We start from the raw sequence: 21,849 nt of genomic DNA on the forward strand, positions 1-21,849 counted from the left end.
AACGCTTCCCGGCGTACGACGGCGCCCCGTCAGCGCGCGGCCGGTGCCGGTGCGCCGGTCATCGCCGCGCGGTACAGGGCGGGCAGCGCGTCGTCGAGCGGATGGTGCCGCGGGCGGCCGGCGGCGTCGAGTCGGTTGGGGCGCATCAGGTTGACCGCGATCGACAGTTGCCGGCCACCGTCGGCTCGGGTCAGCGAGATCGCCCCGCCGCCCCAGACCGAACCGTCGTGGCCCCAGAACGTGCCGTGCCCGGGCACCTCGACCCGGTGCAGGCCCAGCCCGTACCGGATCGTCCTGCCCTCGAAGGAGATCACCGGGCCGGTGCGCTGCATCTGCGCCAGCGACGACGGGGCGACGATCGCACCGGCCAGCAGCAGACCGAAGAACCGGTTCAGGTCGGCCATGGTGGCGATCAGCGACGCGGCCGGGCCGACCCACGACATGTCGAACACGCTGTAGTCGCGGGGCGGGTCGATCATGCCGAACCAGGACTCGTAGAGCCTCGAGTGCGGCCCGTCGATGCCGGTGCCGGCCGGCAGTACGGTGTCGCGCAGCCCGGCACGCTCGATCACCTGCTCGGTGATGTAGCGCTCGGCGCTGGTGCCGGTGACGTGCCCGAGCAGCTCGCACAGCAGCAGGTAGTTGGTGTTCGAGTACACGCCGGGCGAGCCGCCCGGCGCGCCCACCGGCGGCGCCGCCACACCCATCCCGATCAGCTCGACCGGATCGAACCGGGTGAACCGGTGCTCGTCCAGGCTGGCCGGGCTCGTCTCGCCGATCGCCGGGAACGCCCGCAGCGACGGGTACGCGTACGGCAGGTAGTCGCGCAGGCCGCTGGTGTGGCCGAGCAGCATCCGCACCGTGATCGCCTCGCCGCGGGCGCCCGGCACGAGCCGGGGCAGGTAGTGGCCGATCGGCGTGTCCAGGCCGAGCTGGCCCTGCTCGACCTGCTGGAGCACCGCGGCGGCGGTGAAGGTCTTGGTGATGCTGCCGACCCGGTGCCGCAGGTCGGGGCTGGCCGGGCGGCCGGTGTCGAGGTCGGCGACGCCGGCGGCGCCACGCCACACCTGGTCGCCGTCACGTACCTCGGCGAACACGCCGGGCATGCCGGCGCGATGCACCTCGTCCAGGGCGGCCTGCAGCGTGGCGCCCATCGTCGCCGCGTCGTTGCCGGAGCGCACCCGCGGCGCCGTCTGCTCGGTCATCTCTCCCCCTGATTTCGCTACTTCGAGTTTCGATACCTAAGGTAGCGCAACTCGAGGTAGGGTGCAGCCATGACGCCGACCACAGCCCGTCGATCACCAGGCCGACCCCGCGCCGGCGTCAACCAGGCGGTGTACGCCGCGACCCTGCGCACGGTGCACGACGTCGGCTACGCCCGCGCCACCGTCGAGCGCATCGCCGCCGCCGCCGGCATCGCCAAGACCACCGTCTACCGGCGCTGGCCGACCAAGGGCGCGCTGATCGTCGACTGCCTGCTCGACGCGTTCGGCCCGGCACCGCTGGGCGCCACCGACCCGGGCACCGCGACCGGCACCGCCGGGGGCAACACCGAGTCGGGCACGGATCTCGGTTCCGCCGAGCGGGGTGCGCTGATCGAGTCCGGCATCCGCTGGATCGCCGGCAGGATCGGCCAACCGGGTGTCGGCGACGCGTTCGCCGGCGTGTTCAGTGACGCGGTGAGCGACCCCGCGCTGCGCGAGCTCCTCGCCAGCCGCTTCCAGGACCCGTACCGGCAGGCCCTGCAGGAGGCGCTCGGCGAGCCCGAGCAGCGCGTGCTGTTCCTCATCGACACCGTCGTCGGCACCCTGCTGCACCGGCTGGGCATGACCGGCGAACCGATGTCCGACACCGACGTCGACGCGCTGGTCGCCATGGTCCGCCGCTTCTTCGCCGCGCCGGAGTGAGGGCGGTACGCCCGTTCAGCGGTGCAGCAGATCGCCGCAGAACGAGCGGATGGACCGGTTGACCAGTTCGGCGCGCTCCCACGGCAGGAAGTGGCCGGCCCCGTTGACCCAGAACGGCCCGACCGCCTCGGGGAACGCGATCGCGCACCGCTGCTCGGCGTGCTCGCCCCGGGTCACCTGGTCCGCGCCGATCAGCACCAGGGCCGGCTGCCGTACCGGCCGGTCGATCAGCTCCGGCGCGGACACCGGCCGCGTGCCCGCCAGCACCTCGTAGTCGGCGAACGCGGCGCGCAGCCGGGCCGCGTCGGCGTACGGCTCGGTCAGGAACGCCAGGTCCGCCTCGTCGAACGCGTCCGGCGGGCACCAGAGCCGATGGCCGTAGAACTCCCCGACGTACCGGCGGCGCCGCTCCGGTGTGTTCAGCTCGGCGACGAGCTCGTCCGCGTGGTGCCCCTGCCGGCGCTGGTAGTCGTACACGGCCGGCTTCGGCGGGCTCGGCGGGATCCCGGCCGCGGCGTACGCCTCCGGCAGGTCGGGCATCGAGTCGTCCAGGATCACCAGCCGATCGACCCGGTCCGGGTACCGGTTGGCCAGGTCGATGGCGACCATCGCGCCCAGGTCATGCCCGGCGACCACCGCCGAGCGCCAGCCGAGCCGGTCGAACAGGGCGGTGAGGTCGGCGTCGAACGCGGCGAAGTCGTACCAGCCGTCGGGCGCGAAGTCCGAGTCGCCGTAGCCGCGCAGATCCGGCGCCACCACGTCGAACCCGGCGGCCGCCAGCGGCAGCAGGTTGTGCGACCAGATCCGGCTGGTGCACGGAAAGCCGTGCACCAGCAGCAACGGCACCCCGCCCGCGCCGCGGCGGCGCACGGCGAGCCGGTGCCCCTCGCGTACCTCGATCCGGACCGGCGCGACGACCTCGGTGGGAACGACCATGCCACTGGTGTACCCGATCGCCGGCCGGTTCGCGATCAGTCCAGCTCGGCCAGCGCGCGCAGGCGTACGAACGGGCTGGCCAACAGCCAGAGCACCGACAGCGCGCCGAGCAGGCCGGCGCCGACCAGGACCGGGGTCAGGCCGAGCCGTGCGGCGGCGACACCGCCGACCAGCGCACCGACCGGCCGGATGCCGTAGTTGACGGTCGAGTACGCGCCGGCGACCCGGGCCCGCATGTCGTCGCGGGTGACGGTGGTGCGTACCGCGTTGTTGTTGACGTCGAACAGCATCACCCCGAAGCTCGACACCGCCTCGACGCCGGCCAGTACCAGCAGGCCGGGCAGGCCGGGGCTGGCCAGCGCCAGGCCGGCGAACGGCAGGCAGTAGAGCACGGCACCCAGCCCGATGGTGCGTCCGGTGCCCAGCAGCGCGGCGATCCGGCCGGACACCAGCGCGCCGAGCAGTCCGCCGATCGCGCCGACGGCGAGCGCGCCGCCGATCGGCCCGGCGCCCAGGTGCAGCCCGCGGGTCGCGTACAGCACCAGCAGCGCCTGCACCACGAACGCGGCGAAGTTCATCGTGGTCGAGCAGCCGAGGCTGGCCCGCAGGTACGGATGGCGTCGCAGGTAGCGCACGCCGGCGCGCAGCCGCCGCAGGTACGGCTCGGAGTCGGCGGCGCCGGCGCCGGCGTCCGCGACCGGCACGGTACCGATCGCGACCGCCGAGACCAGGAACGTCACCGCGTCGGCGAGCATCGCGAACGGCGCGGTCAGCAGCTGGACCAGCGCGCCGCCGAGCGCCGGACCGGCGATGTTCGCGGCCGAGTTCGTGGTGGACAGCAGCGAGTTCGCGGTGACGTACTGGCTGCGCGGCACCACCCGGACGAAGAACCGCTGGTGCGAGGTGCCGTACAGGACCGCGCCGGCACCCAGCACCAGCCCCACCCCGTACAGCAGCGGCATCGATAGCAGGCCGAACGCCGCGGCGACCGGTACCGCCGCGACGGTCAGGCACTGCGCCACGTTCGCCACGATCAGCGGGCGGCGCACCCGGCGCAGCCGGTCCACCCCGGTACCCACCAGCAGCGACAGCAGCTGCGGGGCCCAGAGCACCGCGGTCAGCACACCGAGTTGCCCGGAGCCCGCGTGCAGCGTGGTCGCCGCGAGGTACGGCATCGCCAGCGCGGAGATCTGGTCGCCGAACATGGACGTGGCGTGCCCGACCCAGTAGCGCAGGAACCGCCCGTTGCGGCGGATCGGCCCCGCCTCGACGGTCGCCACGGCGGGTGGGCTCACCGCTCGCCGCCGGGATCGGCGGAGGGCAGCAGGTACAGCAGCAGCCTGGTCTTGCGCGCGTCCGGCGGCGCCTCCGCGGGGTCGCGCCGGGCCAGCGGCAGCAGCAGCTGCTCGATCGCGTCGTCGAGGGCGCGCAGTTCCTCGGCGGTGGCCAGCAGGCCGGTGTTGCGGCGGCTGGCGGCCGACATCCAGTCGGCGTCCAGGTGCGGGCGCACCTGCTCGCGCCAGCGCCCGACCAGGTCGCCCTCGGTGGCCTCCAGCACGTCGAACAGCCGGCTCGCCGCCTCCGGGTCGGCCGGGTCGACCTGGTACCGGAAGCCGCGGCCGACCGCGCGCCACCACCGGCTGCGGCCGCCACCGTCGTGCGGCGCGTCCTCGACCAGCCCGTGTTCGGCCAGGTGCCGCAGGTGCCAGCTGGTCACCGACGGGCTGGCACCGACCAGTGGCGCCAGCCGGGTCGCGGTGGAGGGGCCGCGTTCCCGCAGCGTGCGCAGGATCGCCAGCCGCACCGGGTGCGCGAGTGCGCGCATCCCGCGGGCGTCGAGTTCGACGTCGCCGAGCCTGTTCGCCATGCCGCTCCTTTGAGAGAACTGTATCGATAGTGTTCTCTCAAAGCAGGGCTGTCAACCGGTGCGCGAACCGGCCGAGTCCGTTCCGTGGGTACCTGCCCGGATTCCGCCGGCCCGCCCCGGCAGCGGGCGACGGTGCGCGCCGGGGACCGGCTAGGAGCCGTCGCGCAGCGAGTGGACCATGCTTCGCAGCAGCCGGAACGCCTCCGACCGGTCGGCCTCGGTCATCCCGGCGAGCATCCTGACCTCGACGGACCGGACCGCGGCACTGGCCTTCGCCAGGCTCCGCCGGCCCCGTGGCGTCAGCCGGGCAGGCAGCGCCTTGCCCACCGGCGCCGCCGCGGGCCTGGTCACGTAGCCGTCCCGTTCCAGCGCCTGGAGCAGCACGTTCATCGACTGCCGGGTGACGAACGCGCCCCGCGCGAGCTCGGAGTTCGACAGACCGGGCCGCTGCGCGAGCAGTTCGAGGCAGGAGTAGTGGGTCACGCTCATCCCGAGCGGTCGCAGCACCTCCTCCATCGCGATCCGGAGCGCGCTCGACGCCTCCTTCAGCAGGTAGCCCAGTGATCTGTCCAGGTCGACGCCGGTGCCGTCTTGACTCATGTCAGCATTCTGACATACATTGCTTCATGTCAGAAGACTGACACGAGATAGAGGAGTACCAGCATGCCCGTCACCGGTCCCGACTTCATCTCGCTCCAGGTCAGCGACCTCGGCGCCTCGCAGGCGTTCTACGAGCGCTACCTCGGCCTCGTCCGCTCGCCGGCCGGACCCGCGCACGCCGTCGTGTTCGACACCAAACCGATCGCCTTCGCGCTGCGCGACGTCGTTCCCGGCACCGATCTCGATGCCGCGCCGCGGCCCGGCATCGGCACCGCGATCTGGCTGCACGCCACCGACGTCCAGGCCATCCACGACGCTCTCGCCGCCGACGGGCACCCGATCGTCGCCGCGCCGATCGACGGCCCCTTCGGGCGGACGTTCACCTTCGCCGACCCCGACGGCTACCACGTCACGCTGCACGATCGCGCCTGACGCCGCACGAGCACCACGCTGGAGCCGGCGCCACGCCGCGCGAACACCGCCAGCGGCCCGGCCCTCGCACCGGTCCGGGCCGCGGCGGTGCAGGCGGCCAGCAAGAACCGTGGCGAGATCCGCCCGTCCGCCACGCGAGCCCGTCGTTCCAGGTCGGCGACCCCCGCGGGCGCGTTCTCGGTGACGATCCACACGCTGCGGGGATTCCGAGAAAGCAGCCCTCCGTCAGCCGGTCCGCGGCATGCTGCTGCCATGAGTCGGCCGGATCCACCGTGCCGAGGGCGGCGTCGATGCCGCCCGCGGCGAGCGTGGAGCGCGCGCCGGAACCGGGACGTTCACCCACCAGCCGGACGTCGACGCCGCGCTCGGCCGATCGGATCGCCGCGCGCAGGCCGGACCCGCCGGTACCGATCACGAGTACCGCGGTGGCGAGGTGCTGCTCGCCGAACCGCACCGCGCCCGCCCTCGGGTCGTACCGTCCGGAGCTCGCCGCTGTCACAAAGCGCGCCGCCGCACTGTCTCCCCTGACGAGGAACCGTCGCACGGCCGCGACGGAAACAACCACGGAGAAGAGGGAACATCGTGAAGGTCGTTGTGATCGGTGGTACCGGGCTGATCGGCTCGAAGGTGGTCACCAAGCTCGGTGAGCACGGCCACGAGGCGGTCGCCGCCGCCCCGAGCACGGGCGTCGACACCCTGACCGGCGAGGGCCTCGCCGACGCGTTGGACGGCGCCGACGTCCTGGTGGACGTGTCGAACTCGCCGTCGTTCGACGACGAGCCGGCGATGGAGTTCTTCCGGACCGCCACCACGAACCTGCTGGAACAGTCGGCGAAGGCGAACGTCGGGCACTACGTCGCGCTCTCGGTGGTGGGTACCGACCGGCTGCTGGACTCCGGCTACTTCCGGGCGAAGCAGGCGCAGGAGGACATGATCGCCGCGTCCGGCCGGCCGTACTCGATCGTGCACGCCACCCAGTTCTTCGAGTTCGTCCGTTCCATCTCGGACTTCAGTACCGTCGACGGGGAGGTGCACCTCCCGCCGGTGCTGTTCCAGCCGATGGCCGCCGACGACGTGGCCGCCGGCGTCGCCCGCACCGCGGCCGGTGCGCCGCTGAACGCGGTCCGCGAGATCGCCGGGCCGGAGCAGTTCCGGCTGGACGAGATGGTGCGTACCGCGCTGGCCGACAGGGGCGACCCGCGCCCGGTCGTCGCCGACGAGCAGGCACCGTACTTCGGCGTCCAGGTCACCGAGCGGAGCCTGGTGCCGGGCGACGACGCCCAGCTCGGCGCCGTCACGTACGCCCAGTGGGCCGCGCAGCAGAAGTGACCCGAAACCCGGTACCAGCAAGGAGAGACGTCATGTCGGACCAACCCACCGTCGTGCTGGTGCACGGCGCGTTCGCCGAGTCGGCGAGCTGGAACCCGGTGATCGCGCAGCTGCACGCACGGTCGGTGGACGTCGTCGCGGCGGCCAACCCGCTGCGCAGCGTCACCGACGACGCCGCCTACCTGCGCGACGTCGTCACCGGCCTCGGCCGCCCCGTGCTGCTGGTCGGCCACTCGTACGGCGGGATGGTGATCACCGAGGCCGGCGCCGACAACGACCAGGTGACCGGGCTCGTCTACGCCTCCGCGTTCACCCCGGACCACGGCGAGAACGCGCTCGAACTGTCGGCGAGGTTCCCGGGCAGCACGCTCGGCGACGCGCTCGTGCCCTCGCCGGTACCGGGCGGTGGCACCGAGTTCCGGATCCGGCCGGAGCTGTTCCACCACCAGTTCGTCGCGGACGCCTCGGCGGACGAGGCGGAACTGATGGCGGTGACCCAGCGGCCGGTCACCCAGGCCGCGCTGACCGAGCCGCTGCCCACCGAGACGCCGGCGTGGCGGCAGCTGCCGTCCTGGTTCGTCTTCGGCGACCGGGACCTGAACATCCCGCCGGCGCTGCTGCGGTTCTTCGCCGAACGCGCCGGGTCGAAGGGCACCCGCGAGGTCGCCGGCGCCTCGCACGCCATCAGCGTCGGGGCGGCCGGCGCGGTGACCGAGACGATCGTCGAGGCGCTCGCCGCGGTGTCCGACCGGGCCTGACGTCCCGGGCCACGGCCGCCGCCCAGCGAAGCACAGGGGCGGCGGCCGTTCCTCCTCACCCGGGGTCGGCGGCGGGGCGCCGGCGCACGTCGCGCCACAACCGGCGGGTACTCGGCCGGCGGCCCCAGGCGATCACCGCCGAGGTCACCAGCAACACCAGTGCCGGTACCGGGCTGCCGCCGGTGCCGAGCTGGGTGGCCACCGCGCCCACCGCGAGCGCGGTGAACGCCAACCCGGCCAACCCGGCCAGCCGCGGTACGCACAGCGCGGCGGCACCGAGCAGTTCGAGCACCGCGAGCAGGTAGCGGAACCAGCTGCCCAGCCCGATCGCCTGGAACGTGGCCATCACCTGCTCCGCACCGGTGAGCTTCTGTACCGCCGCGCCGGCGAAGCCGAGTGCGGTCACCACCTGCAGCACCCACAGGATGCGGTTGCCGGCGCGGGACACCTCGGCGCGCGGCGCGGTCGTCTGGCTCATCACGGTTTCCCCTCTTCTCGGTCGTGCTGGCATCCCGCGCGCCGGCTGCGACGGCTCAACACGGGACGGTTCCGGTGCGGTGGTCGGGCGCGATCTCGTCCCGGGGCCGCCGAACCGCGGCACGGGCGCCGGGCAGGAACGCGGCGAGCCGGGGCGAGCGGCGAACGGCCCGGGTGAGGTACCCGAGGTTCCAGCCGCCGATCCCGACCAGGGTCACGACCGGCAGCGCGGCGGTGAGCCCGACCGCGACGTCGAGCGGCAGCAGGTACGCGACCGCGATCCGCACCGCGGCGTCGGCGACCAGGCCGACACCCCACCCGACGGCGCTGCCCCGGAAGGCCCGCCGCACCGCCGGCTCGTCCCGGTACGCCGCGGTCAGGGCCGCGGCCCGACCGGGCCGCCAGGTCTGCGCGGCCGACAGCGTCAGCGGGCGGCCGGCGGCGACGCTGGCCAGGAAGACCACGCCGACCGCGCCGGTGGCCGCGGAGTCCTTCCACAGCAGGAAACGCGGATCGCCGCCGACGAACGCCAGCGCGAGGCCGACGCCGAACACGGCGAGCGTCAGCGTGCCGAACCAGGTGATCCGCCGCGATCGGAGCGCCACCACCAGCAGCCGCAGCCCGGCCGCCACCGTGCCGGCGAGCAGCGCCGTCCAGTCGGAGAGGCCGAACGATCGCAGCAGGTAGTAGGCAGCGACGGGGAGGGCGACGTCGACGAGCTGGCCGAGCCAGGGGCCGACCGACCGGGCGCCGGCGGCGCGGTCGTGCGACGGCGTGGCGGTGGTCCGTCGTGGTTTCATATCACTGTTATATACCGGCGTTATGGTATGGTCAACCGGTGAGCCCCCGATCCGCTGACCCCGCCATCCGCACCGCGCTGATCGACGCGGCCGCCCGGATCCTCGCCGCCGACGGGCCCGGTGCGCTGAGCACCCGCCGGCTCGCGGCCGAGGTCGGCGCCTCGACGATGGCCGTCTACACCCACTTCGGCAGCATGGACCAGGTGCGGCAGGCGGTCCGGCGAGACGGCTTCGCCCGGCTCGGCGCCGAGCTCGACGCGCTCGAGCGCACCGACGACCCGGTCGCCGACCTCACCGCCGACGCCCTGGCCTACCTCGACTTCGGCCTGCGCAGCCCCGAGCTGTACCGGGCGATGTTCGTCGACCGCCCGCCGGCCGGCGCCGAGGACCCGGGCGCCGCGCAGTTCCAGCGGCTGCTCGACACGGTGCGCCGGTGCATCGACGCCGGCCGGTTCGACGCCGTCGACGACCCGCTGCCGCCGGTCTGGGCGGCCGAGCTCTGGACGATGCAGCACGGCATGGTGGTGCTCGCGCTCGGCGAGGTCGTCCCCGGCGCGCAGATCCGCTTCCTGCTGGCCGACATGGCCTACCGGCTCGCCGTCGGGTTCGGCGACGACCCCGCCGCCGCGCGCCGCTCCACCGGGTCCGCCGGCTGACCCGGCCCGACCGGATTCGTTGCGCAGCAACGAGACCGGGCCACCACCTGACCCGGCTCAGCTGGACTCGTTGCGCAGCAACGGGATCAGTCCGCCGGCGAGGACCATCCGGACCTGCCGGTCGGAGAGCCGGTGCCGGACCGTGAAGTCGGCGTCGGCGTCGACGTCGTGCACCGTCAGCGGGTCGCCGGCGGCCAGCGCATCGCGCAACCCGGTCAACCGCAGGGTGGTACCGACCCGGATCCCGGCGGCGTCGTCCGGCTCGGCGAACTCCAGCGCCAACACTCCGAAGTTGGCCAGGTTCTGCGCGTGGATCCGCGCGTACGAGCGGGCCAGCACCACCCGCATCCCCAGGTACCGGGGGGTGATCGCGGCATGCTCGCGGGACGAGCCCTGGCCGTAGTTCGCGCCGGCCACCACGAGGTGGGTACCGGTCTCGCGGGCCCGGCTCGGGTAGTCCGGGTCGAGCCGAGTGAAGGTGAAGTCGGCCAGCTTCGGGATGTTCGACCGGTACGGCAGGGCCGCGGCGCCGGCCGGCGACACCTCGTCGGTGGACACGTCGTCGCCGAGCACCAGCAGTACCGGCGCCTCGATGGTGTCCGGCAGCGGATCCAGCTCGGGCAGCTCGGAGATGTTCGGGCCGCGCACCGGTTCGATCGCGAGCGCCTGCTCCCGCGGCGGCGGTGCCACGACCATCCCGGTGTCGACGCTGGCGTGTGCGGGCGGGTGCAGCTCCGGGTAGGCCAGCCCGAGCCGGTCGGCCAGCTCGCGCGGATCGGTGATGGTGCCGGTCAGCGCCGACGCGGCGGCGGTCTCCGGCGAGCACAGCCATACCTGGTCGTCGGGGGTGCCGGAGCGGCCCGGGAAGTTGCGCGGGAAGGTGCGCAGCGAGTTGGTGCCGGCCGCGGGCGCCTGCCCCATCCCGATGCAGCCGAGGCAACCCGTCTGGTGCAGCCGCGCGCCGGCCTGGATCAGCCGGGCGACCACTCCCATCCGGGTCAGGTCGACGAGGATCTCCCGCGAGGTCGGGTTGACGTCGAACGAGACGGACTCGGCGATGCGCCGGCCGGACACGATCGCACCGGCCACCGCGTAGTCGCGCAGCCCGGGGTTGGCCGACGACCCCAGCACCACCTGCCCCACCGGGGTACCGGCGGCCGCACGCACCGGTACCACGTCGCCGGGCGAGGACGGCCGAGCCACCAACGGTTCCACAGTGGACAGATCGAGCTGCTCGTCGAGGTCGTACCGGGCATCGGGATCGGCCGCGATCGCGACGAAGTCGTCCGCCCGGTCCTCGGCGCGCAGGAACTCCCGAACCGCGTCGTCGGCCGGGAACACCGTGGTGGTGGCGCCCAGCTCGGCGCCCATGTTCGCCATGACGTGCCGGTCCATCGCGGTCAGCCCGGCCAGCCCGGGCCCGTGGTACTCGATGATCCGGTGCACGCCGCCGGCGACCCCGTGCCGGCGCAGCAGTTCCAGGATCACGTCCTTGGCCGACACCCACGGCGGCAGTTCACCGGTCAGCTCGACGCCCCAGATCTGCGGCATGCGCAGGTACAGCGGTTCACCGGCGATCGCCCGCGCCACGTCCAGGCCGCCGACGCCGATCGCGAGCATGCCGAGCGACCCGGCCGCGCAGGTGTGCGAGTCGGAGCCGGCGAGCGTCTTGCCCGGTATCCCGAAGCGCTGCATGTGCGTGGGGTGCGAGACGCCGTTGCCGGGCCGGGAGTACCACAGGCCGAAGCGCTGCGCCGCGGTACGCAGGAACTCGTGGTCCTCGGCGTTGCGCTCGTCGGCCTGCAGCAGGTTGTGGTCCACGTACTGGACGCTGCGCTCGGTGCGGGCCCGGTCCAGGCCCAGCGCCGCCAGCTCCTGCATCACCAGGGTGCCGGTGGCGTCCTGGGTCAGCGTCTGGTCCACCCGGATGCCGATCTCGGCACCGGGTGTCGCCTCGCCGTCGACCAGGTGGTCGGCGATCAGCTTCTCCGCCACGGTTCCGCTCATGCCACCTCCGCCCGAGCGCGTTCGGCCCGGCCGTCGACCGGTACGGGCGGGTGTCCAGGTCCCGGCGCGGCCGGCCCACCGGGCGGGTACCCGGTCCCGGCGGGCCGAAACCCGGAGCCGGGACGAACCGCCGGCCGGCGCTCAGCGGCGGGTCAGGTCGATGATGTGCCGGGCGGCGGCCAGCGCGTCCGGGTCACCGGTGCGTTCGTAGACCTCCACCGCGGTGTCGGTGAACTTCATGACGTGCTCGTCACCGTGGTCGGTGGCGCGCTCGACGATCGTCGGCACCGGGTCGTCGCCGCGCGGCGCGGCCGGCAGGTCGGCACGCGGCAGCGGCCGCGCCGGCTCGTACGCCGAGACGATCGCGGCCGACGCGGACCACACGGCGGCGAGGCTCGGCGCCCACAGCTCGGCGGGCAGCAGCGGCAGCGTGTGCAGCACCGCGTTCGGCGCGGTCGCCGTGTGTACCAGCAGCACCGGGCTGCCGTGGCCGCGGGACAGGTACCGCAGCGTCGCGGCGTCGACGAGCCGCTCCAGCAGGCCCGGTACGTCGGCCGGTCCGGCCGGTGCGCGCAGCGCGGCCTGCGCGGCCGGCCACCCGGGCAGTTCGGCGAGCCGGCCGAGCCGCTGCACGATCAACCCGCTCTGGTCGGCCAGATGCGGGACGCCGGCGAGCGCCCGGTCGGGCTCCAGCCGCCCGGCCGGCCGCCGCGCCCCCGGTACCGGACGCGACCGCGCCGCCCAGAACGCGAGCCCGTGCCCGAACTCGTCCAGCCCGGCCGGGCCGGCCACGCCGCCCTGCAACGCCCGTACCGCGTGGCCGACCCGGATCAAGCCGTGGGTGGACCCGGCCACGACCCCGGGCAGCAGCCGCGGCCACCACTCCACCAGCACCTGCTGCCACGGCCGGTGCGCCAGCTCCCGCCGGAAGTGGTCGACCCAGTCGGCGACCCGGCTGCCGTCGCCGAGCGCGGCGGTCCAGTTCGCCGCGCTGATCGGCCGCCGGGCGGCGGGCAGTTCGACCAACCGCGGCAGGTACCCGTCGACCCAGCGACCGATCCGGTCGCCGTACCCGCGCCGGGCCAGCACTTCCGCTGCCATCGGACCATGATTAGTCAGCCCGTTGTTGCCGCGGGCGTCCCCCTCGTACTCCGGGCCCATCCGATGCAGCCGCTCGTACGCGTCGTCCAGCTCTCCGCCGCTCACCGCGATCTCCCTCCGCCTCGCTGCCCAGGCTCGTTCGCCCACGGCGGCTCGAACAGGGCCATCGCCGGCAAATCCAACCGGACCAATCCCGCGCGCCCACCGGGCCACGGCAGGCGCGCCGAGCCGCCCGGCAGCCTCCGGTTTGTCCGCCGCTCCGCGCGGTACGGCACCGGTGCCCGGTGTCACGTACCGGCCCCGGCCGGTGGCTGGTAGGTGGGTGGGGCGGCGCGGTTCGGGCGGCCCGGCGCGCCCGAGCGGCGGAGGGTACGGGCTGAGTGGTGGATGTCTGCGGACCCGGCCGGTGCCGATACTCGGGGCGGGTTCGCGCCCGGCACCACGACGAGAAGAGGCATCGTGGCAGACCAGCCTGGCCCGGCCACGCTGCCGGTGCTGATGTACCACTCGGTGTCCACGGTGCCGCCGGGACCGCTCGCCGAGCTGGGCGTCCCGCAACGGCGGCTGCGCGAACACCTCGCCGCGCTGGCCTCCGCCGGGTACCGGTTGGTCGGGCTCAGCGACGCGCTCGACCTGGTGTCCGGCGGGTTCACCGACCCGGTGGTCGCGGTGACGTTCGACGACGGGTACGCGGACTTCCTCGACGCGCTGCCGATCCTGCGTGCGGTCGGCGCCGGCGCCACCCTGTACCCGGTGGTGGGGCAGGTCGGCCGCGAGGCGGACTGGCTCGGCGAGCGGGCCGGGCTGTTCGGCCGGCTGCTGGACTGGCCGGAGCTGGACGAGGTGGCCGCGGCCGGCGTCGAGATCGGCTGCCACGGCCTCACCCACCGGCCGCTGGACGTCCTGCCACGCGGCCAGGTCGACGAGGAACTGCGGATCGCCCGCGAGCGGCTGACCGACCGGTACGGGCGGCGCATCCGGTCGTTCTGCTACCCGCACGGGTACCAGGACGCCGCGGTGCGCGCCGCGGTGGCGCGGCACGGCTACGACAACGCCTGCGTCGTCGGCCGTCAACTGCACACCGTCGGTGCCGACCGGTTCGCCGTACCGCGGCTGCTGCCCACCCCGGAGCAGACCGGCGAGCAGGTGGTGGAGCTGGTGGAGACCGGCGGCCCGGCGTGGGCGGCCCGGCTGCGGGCGCTGGCCCAGCCGGCCTGGCGGCTCGCCCGGCGGCAGGTCTTCCGCATCTCCGGGCGGACGCTGACATGACCGGCCGTACCGGACGGTTGCGCGCGACGCTCGCCGCGCTGCTGGCGGCCGTCCTGGTGCTGTCCGGCTGCGGTACCGGTGGGTCCGGTGGCGGTGCGGCCGAACCGTCGGGCCGGGACGGCGGCTCGTCGGCGGCGGCGCGGCGGTCGCCGTCCGCGTCCCCCAGCCCGAAGGCGCCGCAGCGGGTGATGCTCGGCGCGTACCTGGATCTGTCCGGGCACACGCACGCGCAGGCCGAAGCGTTGCGGCGCCGGCAGCTGGGCCACCCGTACCGGATCGACCAGGAGTTCTTCGCCTGGAAGGACTCGCTGCTGGTCGGCTCGCCCGAGCCCGAACCCGGCCAGCTGCTGATGGTGTCGTGGCGCGGCACGTACTACCGGCAGATCCTGGACGGGTCGCAGGACACCTGGATCGCCGAGCAGGCCGACCGGCTCCGGCGGTACGGCAAACCGGTGCTGCTGCGCTGGGGGTGGGAGATGAACGGCGACTGGTTCCTCTGGGGCGGCGCGGCCAACGGCAGGAACCCGGCCGGCTTCGTCGCCGCCTGGCGGCACCTGCACGCGATCTTCGCCCAGCAGGGCGCGACGAACGTGCGGTGGGTGTGGGGCCCCAACCGCAACTCCAACCCGGACGCGGCCTGGAACGACGTGCGCCGCTACTACCCCGGCGACCGGTACGTGGACTGGATCGCGGTGTCCGGCTACAGCTACGGCACCAAGTCGCCGGATCAGCTGTTCGACCAGGTGTACGGCCTCGGTACGGACAAGCCGTTCATGCTCGCCGAGACCGGGGTCCGGGCCGACGGGAGGTTCGCCGCGCGCTGGGTCGGGCAGTTGCGGCAGTGGGTGGCGGAGCATCCCCGCACCCGGGCGGTGATCTGGTTCGACACCGACACCTCCCAGGGCACGGCGCTGAGCTGGCGGATCGACGCCACGCCGCAGCTGCTCGCCGCGGTCCGGGCGATGGCCGCCGATCCGAGGTTCCAGGGATGAGCACGCACCAGGCCGGCGGCGGGCGCCGGGTCGCCTACCGCGACCGGGCCTGGACCGCGGTACGGATGGTGCGGCTGATCGGCCCGCTGCACGGGCTGTGCCCGGCCGACCTGCGCACCGCGTTGATCCGCCGGCAGGCCGCGGACCCGTACTGGCCGCCGCTGTGCCGGCTGGTCGACGGCCGGCGCTGGGTGCCGCGTACCGGGCTCGGGGTCGCCGCCCAGGTGGCCGCGCTCGTCTCGACCCCGGCACCGGCCGGCGACCCGGCCGGGCAGGCGCTCGCCGCCGTACTGGCCGCCGACGTGGACGAGGCACCGCTGCGGCTCGCGGTCTGCGGCGGGTACCTGGCCGCCGCGGTCAACCACTGCGTCGCCGACGGCCGCGGCTTCAACACCCTGCTCGGCGTGCTCGCGGCCGACGCGACCGGCGGCGACCCGGACCACTCCACCACTCCGCTGGGCGCACCGCTGGCCCGGGCGCTGCTGGGCCACTTCGGGCGCCACCCGCGGTCGGTACCCGCGGCGCTGCGGCTGGCGCGCCCACCGGTACCGCGGCAGCAGCTGCCGGCGGGGTGGCGGCCGGAACCGAGCCACGCCTCGGTACGGTCCGCGCGGCTGCTGCCGGCGCTGCGGGAGTGGCGCTCGACCGCCGCGCCGGCGGTGAGCACCGCGTCGGCGCTGTTCGCGGCGATCCTGCGGGCGTTCGCCGCCGCCGGGCTGCCCGCCCGCGGGCCGGGCGTGACGATCCTGGTGGACGCCCGCCGCTACCTGCCCGCCACCACGGTGGTCAGCGGCAACTTCGCCTTCGGCCAGTACCTGCGGCCCGATCCGCTGGACGATCCGGTCGCCATCGACACCGCGGTACGCGCGGAGCTCGCCGCCGGCCGCACCCTGTCGATGATGGCCGCCCGTACCGCGCACGTCATGCTCGCGCCGCACGCGTCCCGGGCCGCCGACCGCTGGGCGGGCGCTCCCGCCATCACCCTCACCCACTTCGGCCGGGCGGAGCCGCTGGTGTCGCTGCCCTGGGCGGCGCCACCACCGGACCGGCGCAACGTGACGGCGCTGTCGCCGGCCGGGCCGGACGCCGTCACGGTCTCGGTGGCCGAACTGTCCGGCGTGCTGCACCTGGACGCGTCGTTCCACGCCACCAGCTTCGCCGCCGCCGACGTGCGGCACGCGCTGGAGCTGGTCCGCGACCGGGCGGTCGAGCTGCTGCCGCGGTGACCGGCCGCGGCGCTTCCCGTTGCGGGACCGCCGAAAGGGCACCGGCGCGGACGGTCCGCCGCGGGTCCGTCCCGAGCCGGGGCGGCCGGATCGGCCGGCGGCAACCGCTTCCCGCGGGACTACCGACGGGTACCGGCAACCACGCGGTGCCGGCCGCGCCCCGTCGGGCCGGCACCGGCCACCGGTCGGTGCCGGCGGCTGGCGAGACGCCGGCCAACGGTGGCCATTTGGTGGATTCTTGCAGGTCAGGCTGGGGATAGCTTCTGGGTGTCGGAACGGCTGCGCTACGTCGATACCCGTCGCGGCAGTGCATCGGGAGCCGCGCGGCGCCGACACGGGGGAACCATGGCATTGCCTACTGCCATCAACGGCCGCAGCCAGCCGTCACCGGCCGGCGCGCCGCGGGTTAGCGTCGTGATCCCCACGCTCAACGAGTCGAGGAACCTGCCGTACGTGTTCGCCCGGCTGCCTCCCGGCCTCGCCGAGGTGGTCCTCGTCGACGGCGGTTCGGTCGACGACACGGTCGAGGTGGCGCGGACGCTGCGGCCCGACATCCGGATCGTCCGGCAGACCCGTACCGGCAAGGGAAACGCGCTGGCGTGCGGGTTCGCGGTCTGTTCCGGCGACGTGGTGGTGATGATCGACGCGGACGGCTCGACCGATCCGATGGAGATCCCGGCGTTCGTCGCCGCGTTGCGCGGCGGCGCCGACTACGCCAAGGGTTCCCGGTTCCGCTCGGGCGGCGGCAGCGAGGACATCACCCCGGTACGCCGGCTGGGCAACGCGGTCCTCAACGGCATCGTCAACCGGCTGTTCGGCACCCGCTTCACCGACCTGTGCTACGGCTACAACGCGTTCTGGCGGGACGTGATCCCCGGGCTGGAACTGCCCGACGTGCAGCTCGCCACCGCCGACGGGCAGCGGGTCTGGGGCGACGGGTTCGAGATCGAGACGCTGCTCAACATCCGCGCCGCCTGCACCGGACTGTCCATCCAGGAGGTGTCCAGTGTGGAGGCACGCCGGCTGCACGGGGAGAGCAACCTGCACGTGTTCGCCGACGGCCGGCGCATCCTCGGTACGATCGTCACCGAGTACCGGCGGGCTCGCCGTGCGGCGCGGCCACCGCGGCACCGGCGCTCGACCGCGGTGGCGGTCGCCGTGGCGGCGCGGTTCGCCTCGGAGGCACCGTCCGGCGACCGCGACCCGGGCGAGCGCTGAGATGTCCACGAGGGACGCCGAGATCGGCGTCGTGGTGCCCTGCCACCACGACCGGCAGTGGCCACTGCTGCGCCGATCGATCGAATCGGTACTGGCGCAACGGCCCGCGCCCGCCCGGGTGATCGTCGCCGTCGACCACAACGAACCGCTGCGCGCCCGGCTGCGGGACACTTACCCGCAGGTCACCGTGGTCGCCAACCGGTACCCGCGGCGCGGCGTCTCGGGCAACCGGAACAGCGGCGCCAGGCTGCTCGACACCCCGCTGATCGCGCTGCTGGACGGCGATGCGGCCGCCGAACCCGGCTGGCTCGCCGCGCTGACCGCACCGTTCACCGACCCGTCCGTGTGCGGGGTCGGCGGTGCCATCACCCCGGTCTGGGCCGGGCCGCGACCCCGGTGGGTACCGGAGGAGTTCCTGTGGGCGTGGGGCGGCGCCTACGCCGGACTGCCGACCGCCGCCGGTCCGGTGCGCAACGTCTGGTCGGCCAGCATGGCGGTACGCACCGCGGCGTTCCGCGCGGTCGGCGGGTTCCGGGTCGATTTCGGCAAGGTCGGCGACCTCGCCCGACCCGAGGACACCGACCTGTGCCTGCGGATGAGCCACGCCACCGGCGGAACCTGGTGGTACGCACCGGATGCGCGGGTGCGGCACCCGGTCGGCGCGGACAAGGCGCTGCTGCGCTACTTCCTCGGCCGCTGCTACCAGGAGGGCCGCGGGAAGATCGCGCTGGCCCGGCTCAACCGCGGCCCCGCCAGCCTCTCCAGCGAGCGCGGCTACCTGCTCGGCACGGTACCGCGGGCGGTGCTGCGCGGCGCGACCGCACCGCTGCGCGGCAACGCCGCCGCGCTGCTGCCGACCGCCGCGATGCTCGCCGGGGTCGGCGCCGCCGGCTGCGGCGCGCTGGTCGAGCTGACCGGTGGCCGACGGGTCGCCGCGACCCGCGGGCGGCGGCGATGACCGGCCTCGCCCCCCGGGACACGGCGACGACCGGGCCGGCGCGCATCCCCGCCGTGGTACGGGATGTCGAGCTGTCCGACCCGCTGCCCGCCCTGCCGCCCCGGGACGCGACCGGGCGCCGCGCCGACCGGGCCTTCCTGCTGCTGCGAAGCCACACCGCACCGCTGGCGCTGGTACCGGTCGAGGTGCCCGACGGCGGGCTCGCACCGGCGCGGCTGGCCGCGGCGCTGACCACCGCGCTGGGCCCCGGATGCATCGCCGACGCCGTCGTCGCGGCGGCCCCGCCGCCCGATCACACCGGCCATTCCGTTGCGGACCAACCCGTCCCGCCGGTCACCGATCCGTCCACTGTGGATGGCCAGCAGTACCTGCGGCGGCGGGCCGAGGTGCTGCGCGCGGCACCGGAACTGACGGTGGCGATCTGCACCCGGGACCGGGCCGAGCTGCTGGCGCAGTGCCTGGAAGCCGTTGCCGTGCAACACCACCCCCGGTTCCGGGTGCTGGTGGTCGACAACGCCCCCCGCACCGACGCCACCCGCCGCTGCGTCGACGCCGCCCGCTCTCGGTACCCGGTCGAGATCGAGTATCTGGTCGCCCCGCGCGGCGGGGCGTCGAACGCCCGCAACGTGGCCCTGGCGGCGACCCGGGGCCGGACGGTGGCGTTCGTCGACGACGACGCGCAACCCGACCCGTACTGGCTCGCCGAGATCGCCCGGGCGTTCGCCGACCACCCGACGGCGGACGCGGTCACCGGCCCCGTCGTACCGCTGGTGCTCGACAGCCCCGCGCAGCTGTGGTTCGAGCAGTACGGCGGGCTCAGCAAGGGCCGCGGCTTCCGCGAGTGGGTGTTCGGCCCGAACGGCGCCGACCGGCAGCATCCGCTCTACCCGCTGCCGCCGGTCGGCAGCGGCGTCAACATGACGCTGCGGCCGACCGCGGTGGCGCGCATCGGCCGGTTCGACCCCGCGCTCGGCGGTGGCACGCCGGCGCTGGGCGGCGAGGACACGTTGGCGTTCATGACGCTGCTCGCCGCCGGCGGCACCGTCGTCTACCATCCCGGCGCGCTGGTCCGGCACCGGCACCGGGACGACCTCGCCGGGCTGCGCAGCCAGCTGGTCGGCTACGGCTCGGGCCTGACCGCCGCGTACACCGCGCTGGTGTGCCGGCACCCGGCGAGCCTGCTCACCCTGGCCCGGCTGGCGCCGAGGGCGCTGCACGACCTGTTCGCCACCGACAGCCCGCGGGTCGCCACGATCGGTCCGGACTTCCCGCGCGAGCTGCTCACCGCCAACCGGCACGGCATGCTCCGCGGCCCGCTCTGGTACCTGCGGGGCCGGCGGGACCGGTCGCCGGCGGCAGGCACGGTGGACGTGAAGCAGGCGGTGGGCGGGGCACCATGACGCTGACCGCCGACCGGCACCGGGACACGGTGGCGCCCGCCGTACCGCGGGCGCCGGCCCTCGGGCACGCGCCGGTGACGCTGACGGTCTGCGCGGTCGGCGTGGCGCTGGTCGCGGTCTCGTACGCGCAGGGCTGGGCCGGCGCCGACGGCAGCGTCGCGTACTGGTGCGGCCAGCTGCTGGTGTTCGTGCCGGTCGCGGTGCGGCTGCTCGCAGCCCGCACGGTCGGTACCGCCGAGGCCGGCACCCTGGTGCTCGGGTTGGCGGTGCTGCAGTACCTGCTGAAGTGGATGTACAGCCCGGACCGGTTCCGGTTTCCTGACGAGCTGCAGCACTGGGCCGGCACCACCGACCTGCTGCACACCGGTCAGCTGTACCGGCCCAACGAGGCGTTGCCGATCGCCGCGCACTATCCCGGCATCGCCGAGGTCGGCGCCGCGGTGGCCGGGCTCACCGGGCTGCCGGCCACCGTGGCGGGTCTGCTGGTCGCCGGCGTCTGCCATCTGGCGTTCGTGGCGGCGCTGTTCGTCCTGGCGCGACGGACCGGCGCCGGCCCGCGCACCGCGGCGCTCGCCTGCGTGCTGTACGCGACCGGCCTGCACTACCTGTTCTTCGACTCGATGTACCTGTACCAGACCGTCGCGCTGCCGTTCCTGCCGCTGGTGCTGTGGGCCAGCCGGCGCTGGCGGCTGCACTCGACGGACACCCTGCCGTACGCGGCGATCGGGCTGGTCGCGCTGGCCACGATGACGGTCACCCACCACGTCACCGGGTACCTGGCGGTCGCGGTCCTCGCTCTGCTCGGTGCCCTGGAGGCGGTGCTGGGCGGGCGCCGCGCGGCCCGGCCCGGCGCCGGCACGGTGCCGCGACGGTACGAGACGTTGCTGCTGGCGGCGGCCGGTGCGGTGTTGGTGGGTGCCTGGACGCTCGGGCCGGCGCGGTCGGTGGTCGACTACTTCGGCCCGCAGCTGCGGCAGTTCGGCGACGCGGCGAGCGGGCTGCTGTCCGGGCGGTCGAGCGGCTCGACCGGCACCGACCCGGCGGCCGCGGCGGTCCAGGCGGCCGGGCTGCTGGCCCTGTTCGTCGTGCTGATGGTGGCGCTGCGCGCGACGGTACGGGCCCGATGCCGCGACCCGTGGCGGTGGGCGCTGCTGGTGGGTGGCGGCACGTTCTTCGCCGTCGCCGCGATCCGGTTCGTCGGCGCGCAGGGGCCGGAGATCGCCGGCCGGGCCACCACGTTCACTTACCTGCCGCTGTCGCTGCTGGCCGCCGGCGTCCTGGTCGGTGCCACCAGCCGCGGCGGCGCCGGTCTCGACAGCGGGCCGCCGACCGTTCACCACCGCTGGCGGGTCGCCGCCGGTACCGCGGTGCTGCTGTTGCTGCTGGCCGGGGCGCGGCTGGACGGCTGGCCGCCGGCGTTCGAGCGGCTGCCCGGCGGTTTCCGCCTCGACGGCTACGAGAGCGGGCTGGACGCGCGGTCGGTCGCGGCGGCGCAGTGGCTGGGCCGGCAGTACCCGCCCGGTACCCGGATCGGCTGCGACCTGACCGGCTGCACGCTGGCCGCCGCGTACGGGCGGCTCGATCCGGTCGGCTACGTCGACCGGGTGTACACCACGCCCCGCTGGACGCCCGGCACCGAGGCGCTGCTGCGGCAGCAGGCGGTGTCACTGCTGTGGGTCGACCGCCGGCTGGGCACCGACACGCCGCCGACCGGCAGCCTGTTCCCGACCGATCCGCGCGCCGGGCAGCGGAACCGGCCGCTGCCGCGGGCCGCGGTCACCAAGTTCGACCGGCTGCCGGGCAGCGACCGCCGGTACGACGACGGCGCGGTCCGCATCTACACGGTGGACCGGCGATGACCGGCGCACACCGTTCTCCCGGCCGCGGCCGGCGCCGGCCGGGCGGGGCGGCACACG

The 21,849-nt window shown here is 74.7% G+C and carries 22 protein-coding genes; 12 read left to right on the plus strand and 10 right to left on the minus strand.

Annotated elements, in window-relative coordinates:
* Positions 1-29: 29 nt before the first annotated feature.
* Positions 30-1,205 carry a serine hydrolase domain-containing protein gene (locus NUM_RS00585; RefSeq protein WP_207122487.1) on the minus strand — a complete coding sequence of 392 codons (1,176 nt, stop codon included), beginning with the start codon at positions 1,203-1,205 and terminating at the stop codon, positions 30-32.
* A gap of 69 nt (positions 1,206-1,274) precedes the next feature.
* On the opposite strand from NUM_RS00585, the gene NUM_RS00590 reads away from it, so the two are divergent.
* The gene (locus NUM_RS00590) at positions 1,275-1,907 is read left to right on the plus strand and encodes a TetR/AcrR family transcriptional regulator (protein WP_225918235.1); all 633 of its coding nucleotides are present in this window, start codon (positions 1,275-1,277) and stop codon (positions 1,905-1,907) included.
* Positions 1,908-1,922: 15 nt separating this feature from the next.
* Here NUM_RS00590 and NUM_RS00595 read toward each other — a convergent pair whose 3' ends face one another.
* The 4 genes from NUM_RS00595 to NUM_RS00610 all read right to left on the minus strand — a co-directional run bounded on the left by NUM_RS00595 (position 1,923) and on the right by NUM_RS00610 (position 5,310).
* Positions 1,923-2,843, minus strand: a complete 921-nt coding sequence (locus tag NUM_RS00595; protein ID WP_207122488.1) for an alpha/beta fold hydrolase — start codon at positions 2,841-2,843, stop codon at positions 1,923-1,925.
* 35 nt (positions 2,844-2,878) lie between these two features.
* On the minus strand, positions 2,879-4,123 hold the full coding sequence (locus NUM_RS00600) for an MFS transporter (RefSeq protein ID WP_225918236.1): 1,245 nt from the start codon (positions 4,121-4,123) through the stop codon (positions 2,879-2,881).
* Positions 4,124-4,134: 11 nt separating this feature from the next.
* On the minus strand, positions 4,135-4,710 hold the full coding sequence (locus NUM_RS00605) for an ArsR/SmtB family transcription factor (RefSeq protein ID WP_207122489.1): 576 nt from the start codon (positions 4,708-4,710) through the stop codon (positions 4,135-4,137).
* Between the two features lie 150 nt (positions 4,711-4,860).
* Complete coding sequence (locus NUM_RS00610) at positions 4,861-5,310, minus strand: MarR family winged helix-turn-helix transcriptional regulator (RefSeq protein ID WP_207122490.1); 450 nt, start codon at positions 5,308-5,310, stop codon at positions 4,861-4,863.
* 63 nt (positions 5,311-5,373) lie between these two features.
* On the opposite strand from NUM_RS00610, the gene NUM_RS00615 reads away from it, so the two are divergent.
* The gene (locus NUM_RS00615) at positions 5,374-5,742 is read left to right on the plus strand and encodes a VOC family protein (protein ID WP_207122491.1); all 369 of its coding nucleotides are present in this window, start codon (positions 5,374-5,376) and stop codon (positions 5,740-5,742) included.
* On the opposite strand, the gene NUM_RS37875 is transcribed toward NUM_RS00615, so the two are convergent.
* Positions 5,720-6,307, minus strand: a complete 588-nt coding sequence (locus NUM_RS37875; protein ID WP_207122492.1) for an FAD-binding protein — start codon at positions 6,305-6,307, stop codon at positions 5,720-5,722. The genes NUM_RS00615 and NUM_RS37875 overlap by 23 nt on opposite strands.
* A 17-nt stretch (positions 6,308-6,324) precedes the next feature.
* On the opposite strand from NUM_RS37875, the gene NUM_RS00625 reads away from it, so the two are divergent.
* Together NUM_RS00625 and NUM_RS00630 are read left to right on the plus strand one after the other, a co-directional pair.
* Entirely contained in the window at positions 6,325-7,071 is a 747-nt protein-coding gene (locus NUM_RS00625; protein ID WP_207122493.1) for an SDR family oxidoreductase, read from the plus strand.
* Between the two features lie 32 nt (positions 7,072-7,103).
* Positions 7,104-7,829: an alpha/beta fold hydrolase gene (locus tag NUM_RS00630; RefSeq protein WP_207122494.1), complete on the plus strand. Its 726-nt coding sequence runs from the start codon at positions 7,104-7,106 to the stop codon at positions 7,827-7,829.
* Positions 7,830-7,884: 55 nt separating this feature from the next.
* On the opposite strand, the gene NUM_RS00635 is transcribed toward NUM_RS00630, so the two are convergent.
* Together NUM_RS00635 and NUM_RS00640 are read right to left on the minus strand one after the other, a co-directional pair.
* Positions 7,885-8,307, minus strand: coding sequence for a DoxX family protein (locus NUM_RS00635; protein WP_207122495.1), 423 nt, complete (start codon positions 8,305-8,307; stop codon positions 7,885-7,887).
* Positions 8,308-8,362: 55 nt separating this feature from the next.
* Complete coding sequence (locus NUM_RS00640) at positions 8,363-9,106, minus strand: VC0807 family protein (RefSeq protein ID WP_207122496.1); 744 nt, start codon at positions 9,104-9,106, stop codon at positions 8,363-8,365.
* 38 nt (positions 9,107-9,144) lie between these two features.
* Between NUM_RS00640 and NUM_RS00645 the strand changes: the two genes are divergently transcribed.
* Positions 9,145-9,762, plus strand: coding sequence for a TetR/AcrR family transcriptional regulator (locus NUM_RS00645; RefSeq protein ID WP_207122497.1), 618 nt, complete (start codon positions 9,145-9,147; stop codon positions 9,760-9,762).
* Positions 9,763-9,819: 57 nt separating this feature from the next.
* Here the strand turns inward: NUM_RS00645 and NUM_RS00650 are convergent, their stop codons facing one another.
* Together NUM_RS00650 and NUM_RS00655 are read right to left on the minus strand one after the other, a co-directional pair.
* On the minus strand, positions 9,820-11,769 hold the full coding sequence (locus tag NUM_RS00650) for an aconitate hydratase (RefSeq protein ID WP_207122498.1): 1,950 nt from the start codon (positions 11,767-11,769) through the stop codon (positions 9,820-9,822).
* 141 nt (positions 11,770-11,910) lie between these two features.
* Entirely contained in the window at positions 11,911-12,975 is a 1,065-nt protein-coding gene (locus NUM_RS00655; RefSeq protein ID WP_225918237.1) for a questin oxidase family protein, read from the minus strand.
* Positions 12,976-13,329: 354 nt separating this feature from the next.
* Between NUM_RS00655 and NUM_RS00660 the strand changes: the two genes are divergently transcribed.
* The 7 genes from NUM_RS00660 (at position 13,330) to NUM_RS00690 (ending at position 21,792) form a co-directional block, all read left to right on the plus strand.
* Complete coding sequence (locus NUM_RS00660; protein ID WP_207122499.1) at positions 13,330-14,139, plus strand: polysaccharide deacetylase family protein; 810 nt, start codon at positions 13,330-13,332, stop codon at positions 14,137-14,139.
* On the plus strand, positions 14,136-15,131 hold the full coding sequence (locus NUM_RS00665) for a glycoside hydrolase family 26 protein (RefSeq protein ID WP_207122500.1): 996 nt from the start codon (positions 14,136-14,138) through the stop codon (positions 15,129-15,131). The genes NUM_RS00660 and NUM_RS00665 overlap by 4 nt, the downstream gene beginning before the upstream one ends.
* On the plus strand, positions 15,128-16,357 hold the full coding sequence (locus tag NUM_RS00670; RefSeq protein ID WP_207122501.1) for a hypothetical protein: 1,230 nt from the start codon (positions 15,128-15,130) through the stop codon (positions 16,355-16,357). Before NUM_RS00665 ends, NUM_RS00670 begins: the two co-directional genes overlap by 4 nt.
* Before the next feature lie 414 nt (positions 16,358-16,771).
* Positions 16,772-17,575, plus strand: a complete 804-nt coding sequence (locus tag NUM_RS00675; protein WP_370466912.1) for a glycosyltransferase family 2 protein — start codon at positions 16,772-16,774, stop codon at positions 17,573-17,575.
* 1 nt (position 17,576) lies between these two features.
* A complete protein-coding gene (locus tag NUM_RS00680) occupies positions 17,577-18,533 on the plus strand; it encodes a glycosyltransferase family 2 protein (RefSeq protein WP_207122503.1) in 957 nt (318 codons plus the stop codon).
* Positions 18,530-19,933, plus strand: a complete 1,404-nt coding sequence (locus tag NUM_RS00685) for a glycosyltransferase family 2 protein (RefSeq protein ID WP_207122504.1) — start codon at positions 18,530-18,532, stop codon at positions 19,931-19,933. The genes NUM_RS00680 and NUM_RS00685 overlap by 4 nt, the downstream gene beginning before the upstream one ends.
* Positions 19,930-21,792 carry a hypothetical protein gene (locus NUM_RS00690; RefSeq protein WP_207122505.1) on the plus strand — a complete coding sequence of 621 codons (1,863 nt, stop codon included), beginning with the start codon at positions 19,930-19,932 and terminating at the stop codon, positions 21,790-21,792. The genes NUM_RS00685 and NUM_RS00690 overlap by 4 nt, the downstream gene beginning before the upstream one ends.
* The last annotated feature ends 57 nt before the right edge of the window (positions 21,793-21,849 follow it).

Origin of the sequence: Actinocatenispora comari, assembly GCF_017312725.1 — a bacterium.
GTDB classification, from domain to species: Bacteria; Actinomycetota; Actinomycetes; order Mycobacteriales; family Micromonosporaceae; genus Actinocatenispora; species Actinocatenispora comari.

Bases quoted from the DNA above. Each gene is read 5' to 3' on its own strand.
- NUM_RS00585 (WP_207122487.1), bottom strand. From the start codon at position 1,205: ATGACCGAGCAGACGGCGCCGCGGGTGCGCTCCGGCAACGACGCGGCG.
- NUM_RS00590 (WP_225918235.1), top strand. From the start codon at position 1,275: ATGACGCCGACCACAGCCCGTCGATCACCAGGCCGACCCCGCGCCGGC.
- NUM_RS00595 (WP_207122488.1), bottom strand. From the start codon at position 2,843: ATGGTCGTTCCCACCGAGGTCGTCGCGCCGGTCCGGATCGAGGTACGC.
- NUM_RS00605 (WP_207122489.1), bottom strand. From the start codon at position 4,710: ATGGCGAACAGGCTCGGCGACGTCGAACTCGACGCCCGCGGGATGCGC.
- NUM_RS00610 (WP_207122490.1), bottom strand. From the start codon at position 5,310: ATGAGTCAAGACGGCACCGGCGTCGACCTGGACAGATCACTGGGCTAC.
- NUM_RS00615 (WP_207122491.1), top strand. From the start codon at position 5,374: ATGCCCGTCACCGGTCCCGACTTCATCTCGCTCCAGGTCAGCGACCTC.
- NUM_RS00630 (WP_207122494.1), top strand. From the start codon at position 7,104: ATGTCGGACCAACCCACCGTCGTGCTGGTGCACGGCGCGTTCGCCGAG.
- NUM_RS00635 (WP_207122495.1), bottom strand. From the start codon at position 8,307: ATGAGCCAGACGACCGCGCCGCGCGCCGAGGTGTCCCGCGCCGGCAAC.
- NUM_RS00640 (WP_207122496.1), bottom strand. From the start codon at position 9,106: ATGAAACCACGACGGACCACCGCCACGCCGTCGCACGACCGCGCCGCC.
- NUM_RS00650 (WP_207122498.1), bottom strand. From the start codon at position 11,769: ATGAGCGGAACCGTGGCGGAGAAGCTGATCGCCGACCACCTGGTCGAC.
- NUM_RS00665 (WP_207122500.1), top strand. From the start codon at position 14,136: ATGACCGGCCGTACCGGACGGTTGCGCGCGACGCTCGCCGCGCTGCTG.
- NUM_RS00670 (WP_207122501.1), top strand. From the start codon at position 15,128: ATGAGCACGCACCAGGCCGGCGGCGGGCGCCGGGTCGCCTACCGCGAC.
- NUM_RS00680 (WP_207122503.1), top strand. From the start codon at position 17,577: ATGTCCACGAGGGACGCCGAGATCGGCGTCGTGGTGCCCTGCCACCAC.
- NUM_RS00685 (WP_207122504.1), top strand. From the start codon at position 18,530: ATGACCGGCCTCGCCCCCCGGGACACGGCGACGACCGGGCCGGCGCGC.
- NUM_RS00690 (WP_207122505.1), top strand. From the start codon at position 19,930: ATGACGCTGACCGCCGACCGGCACCGGGACACGGTGGCGCCCGCCGTA.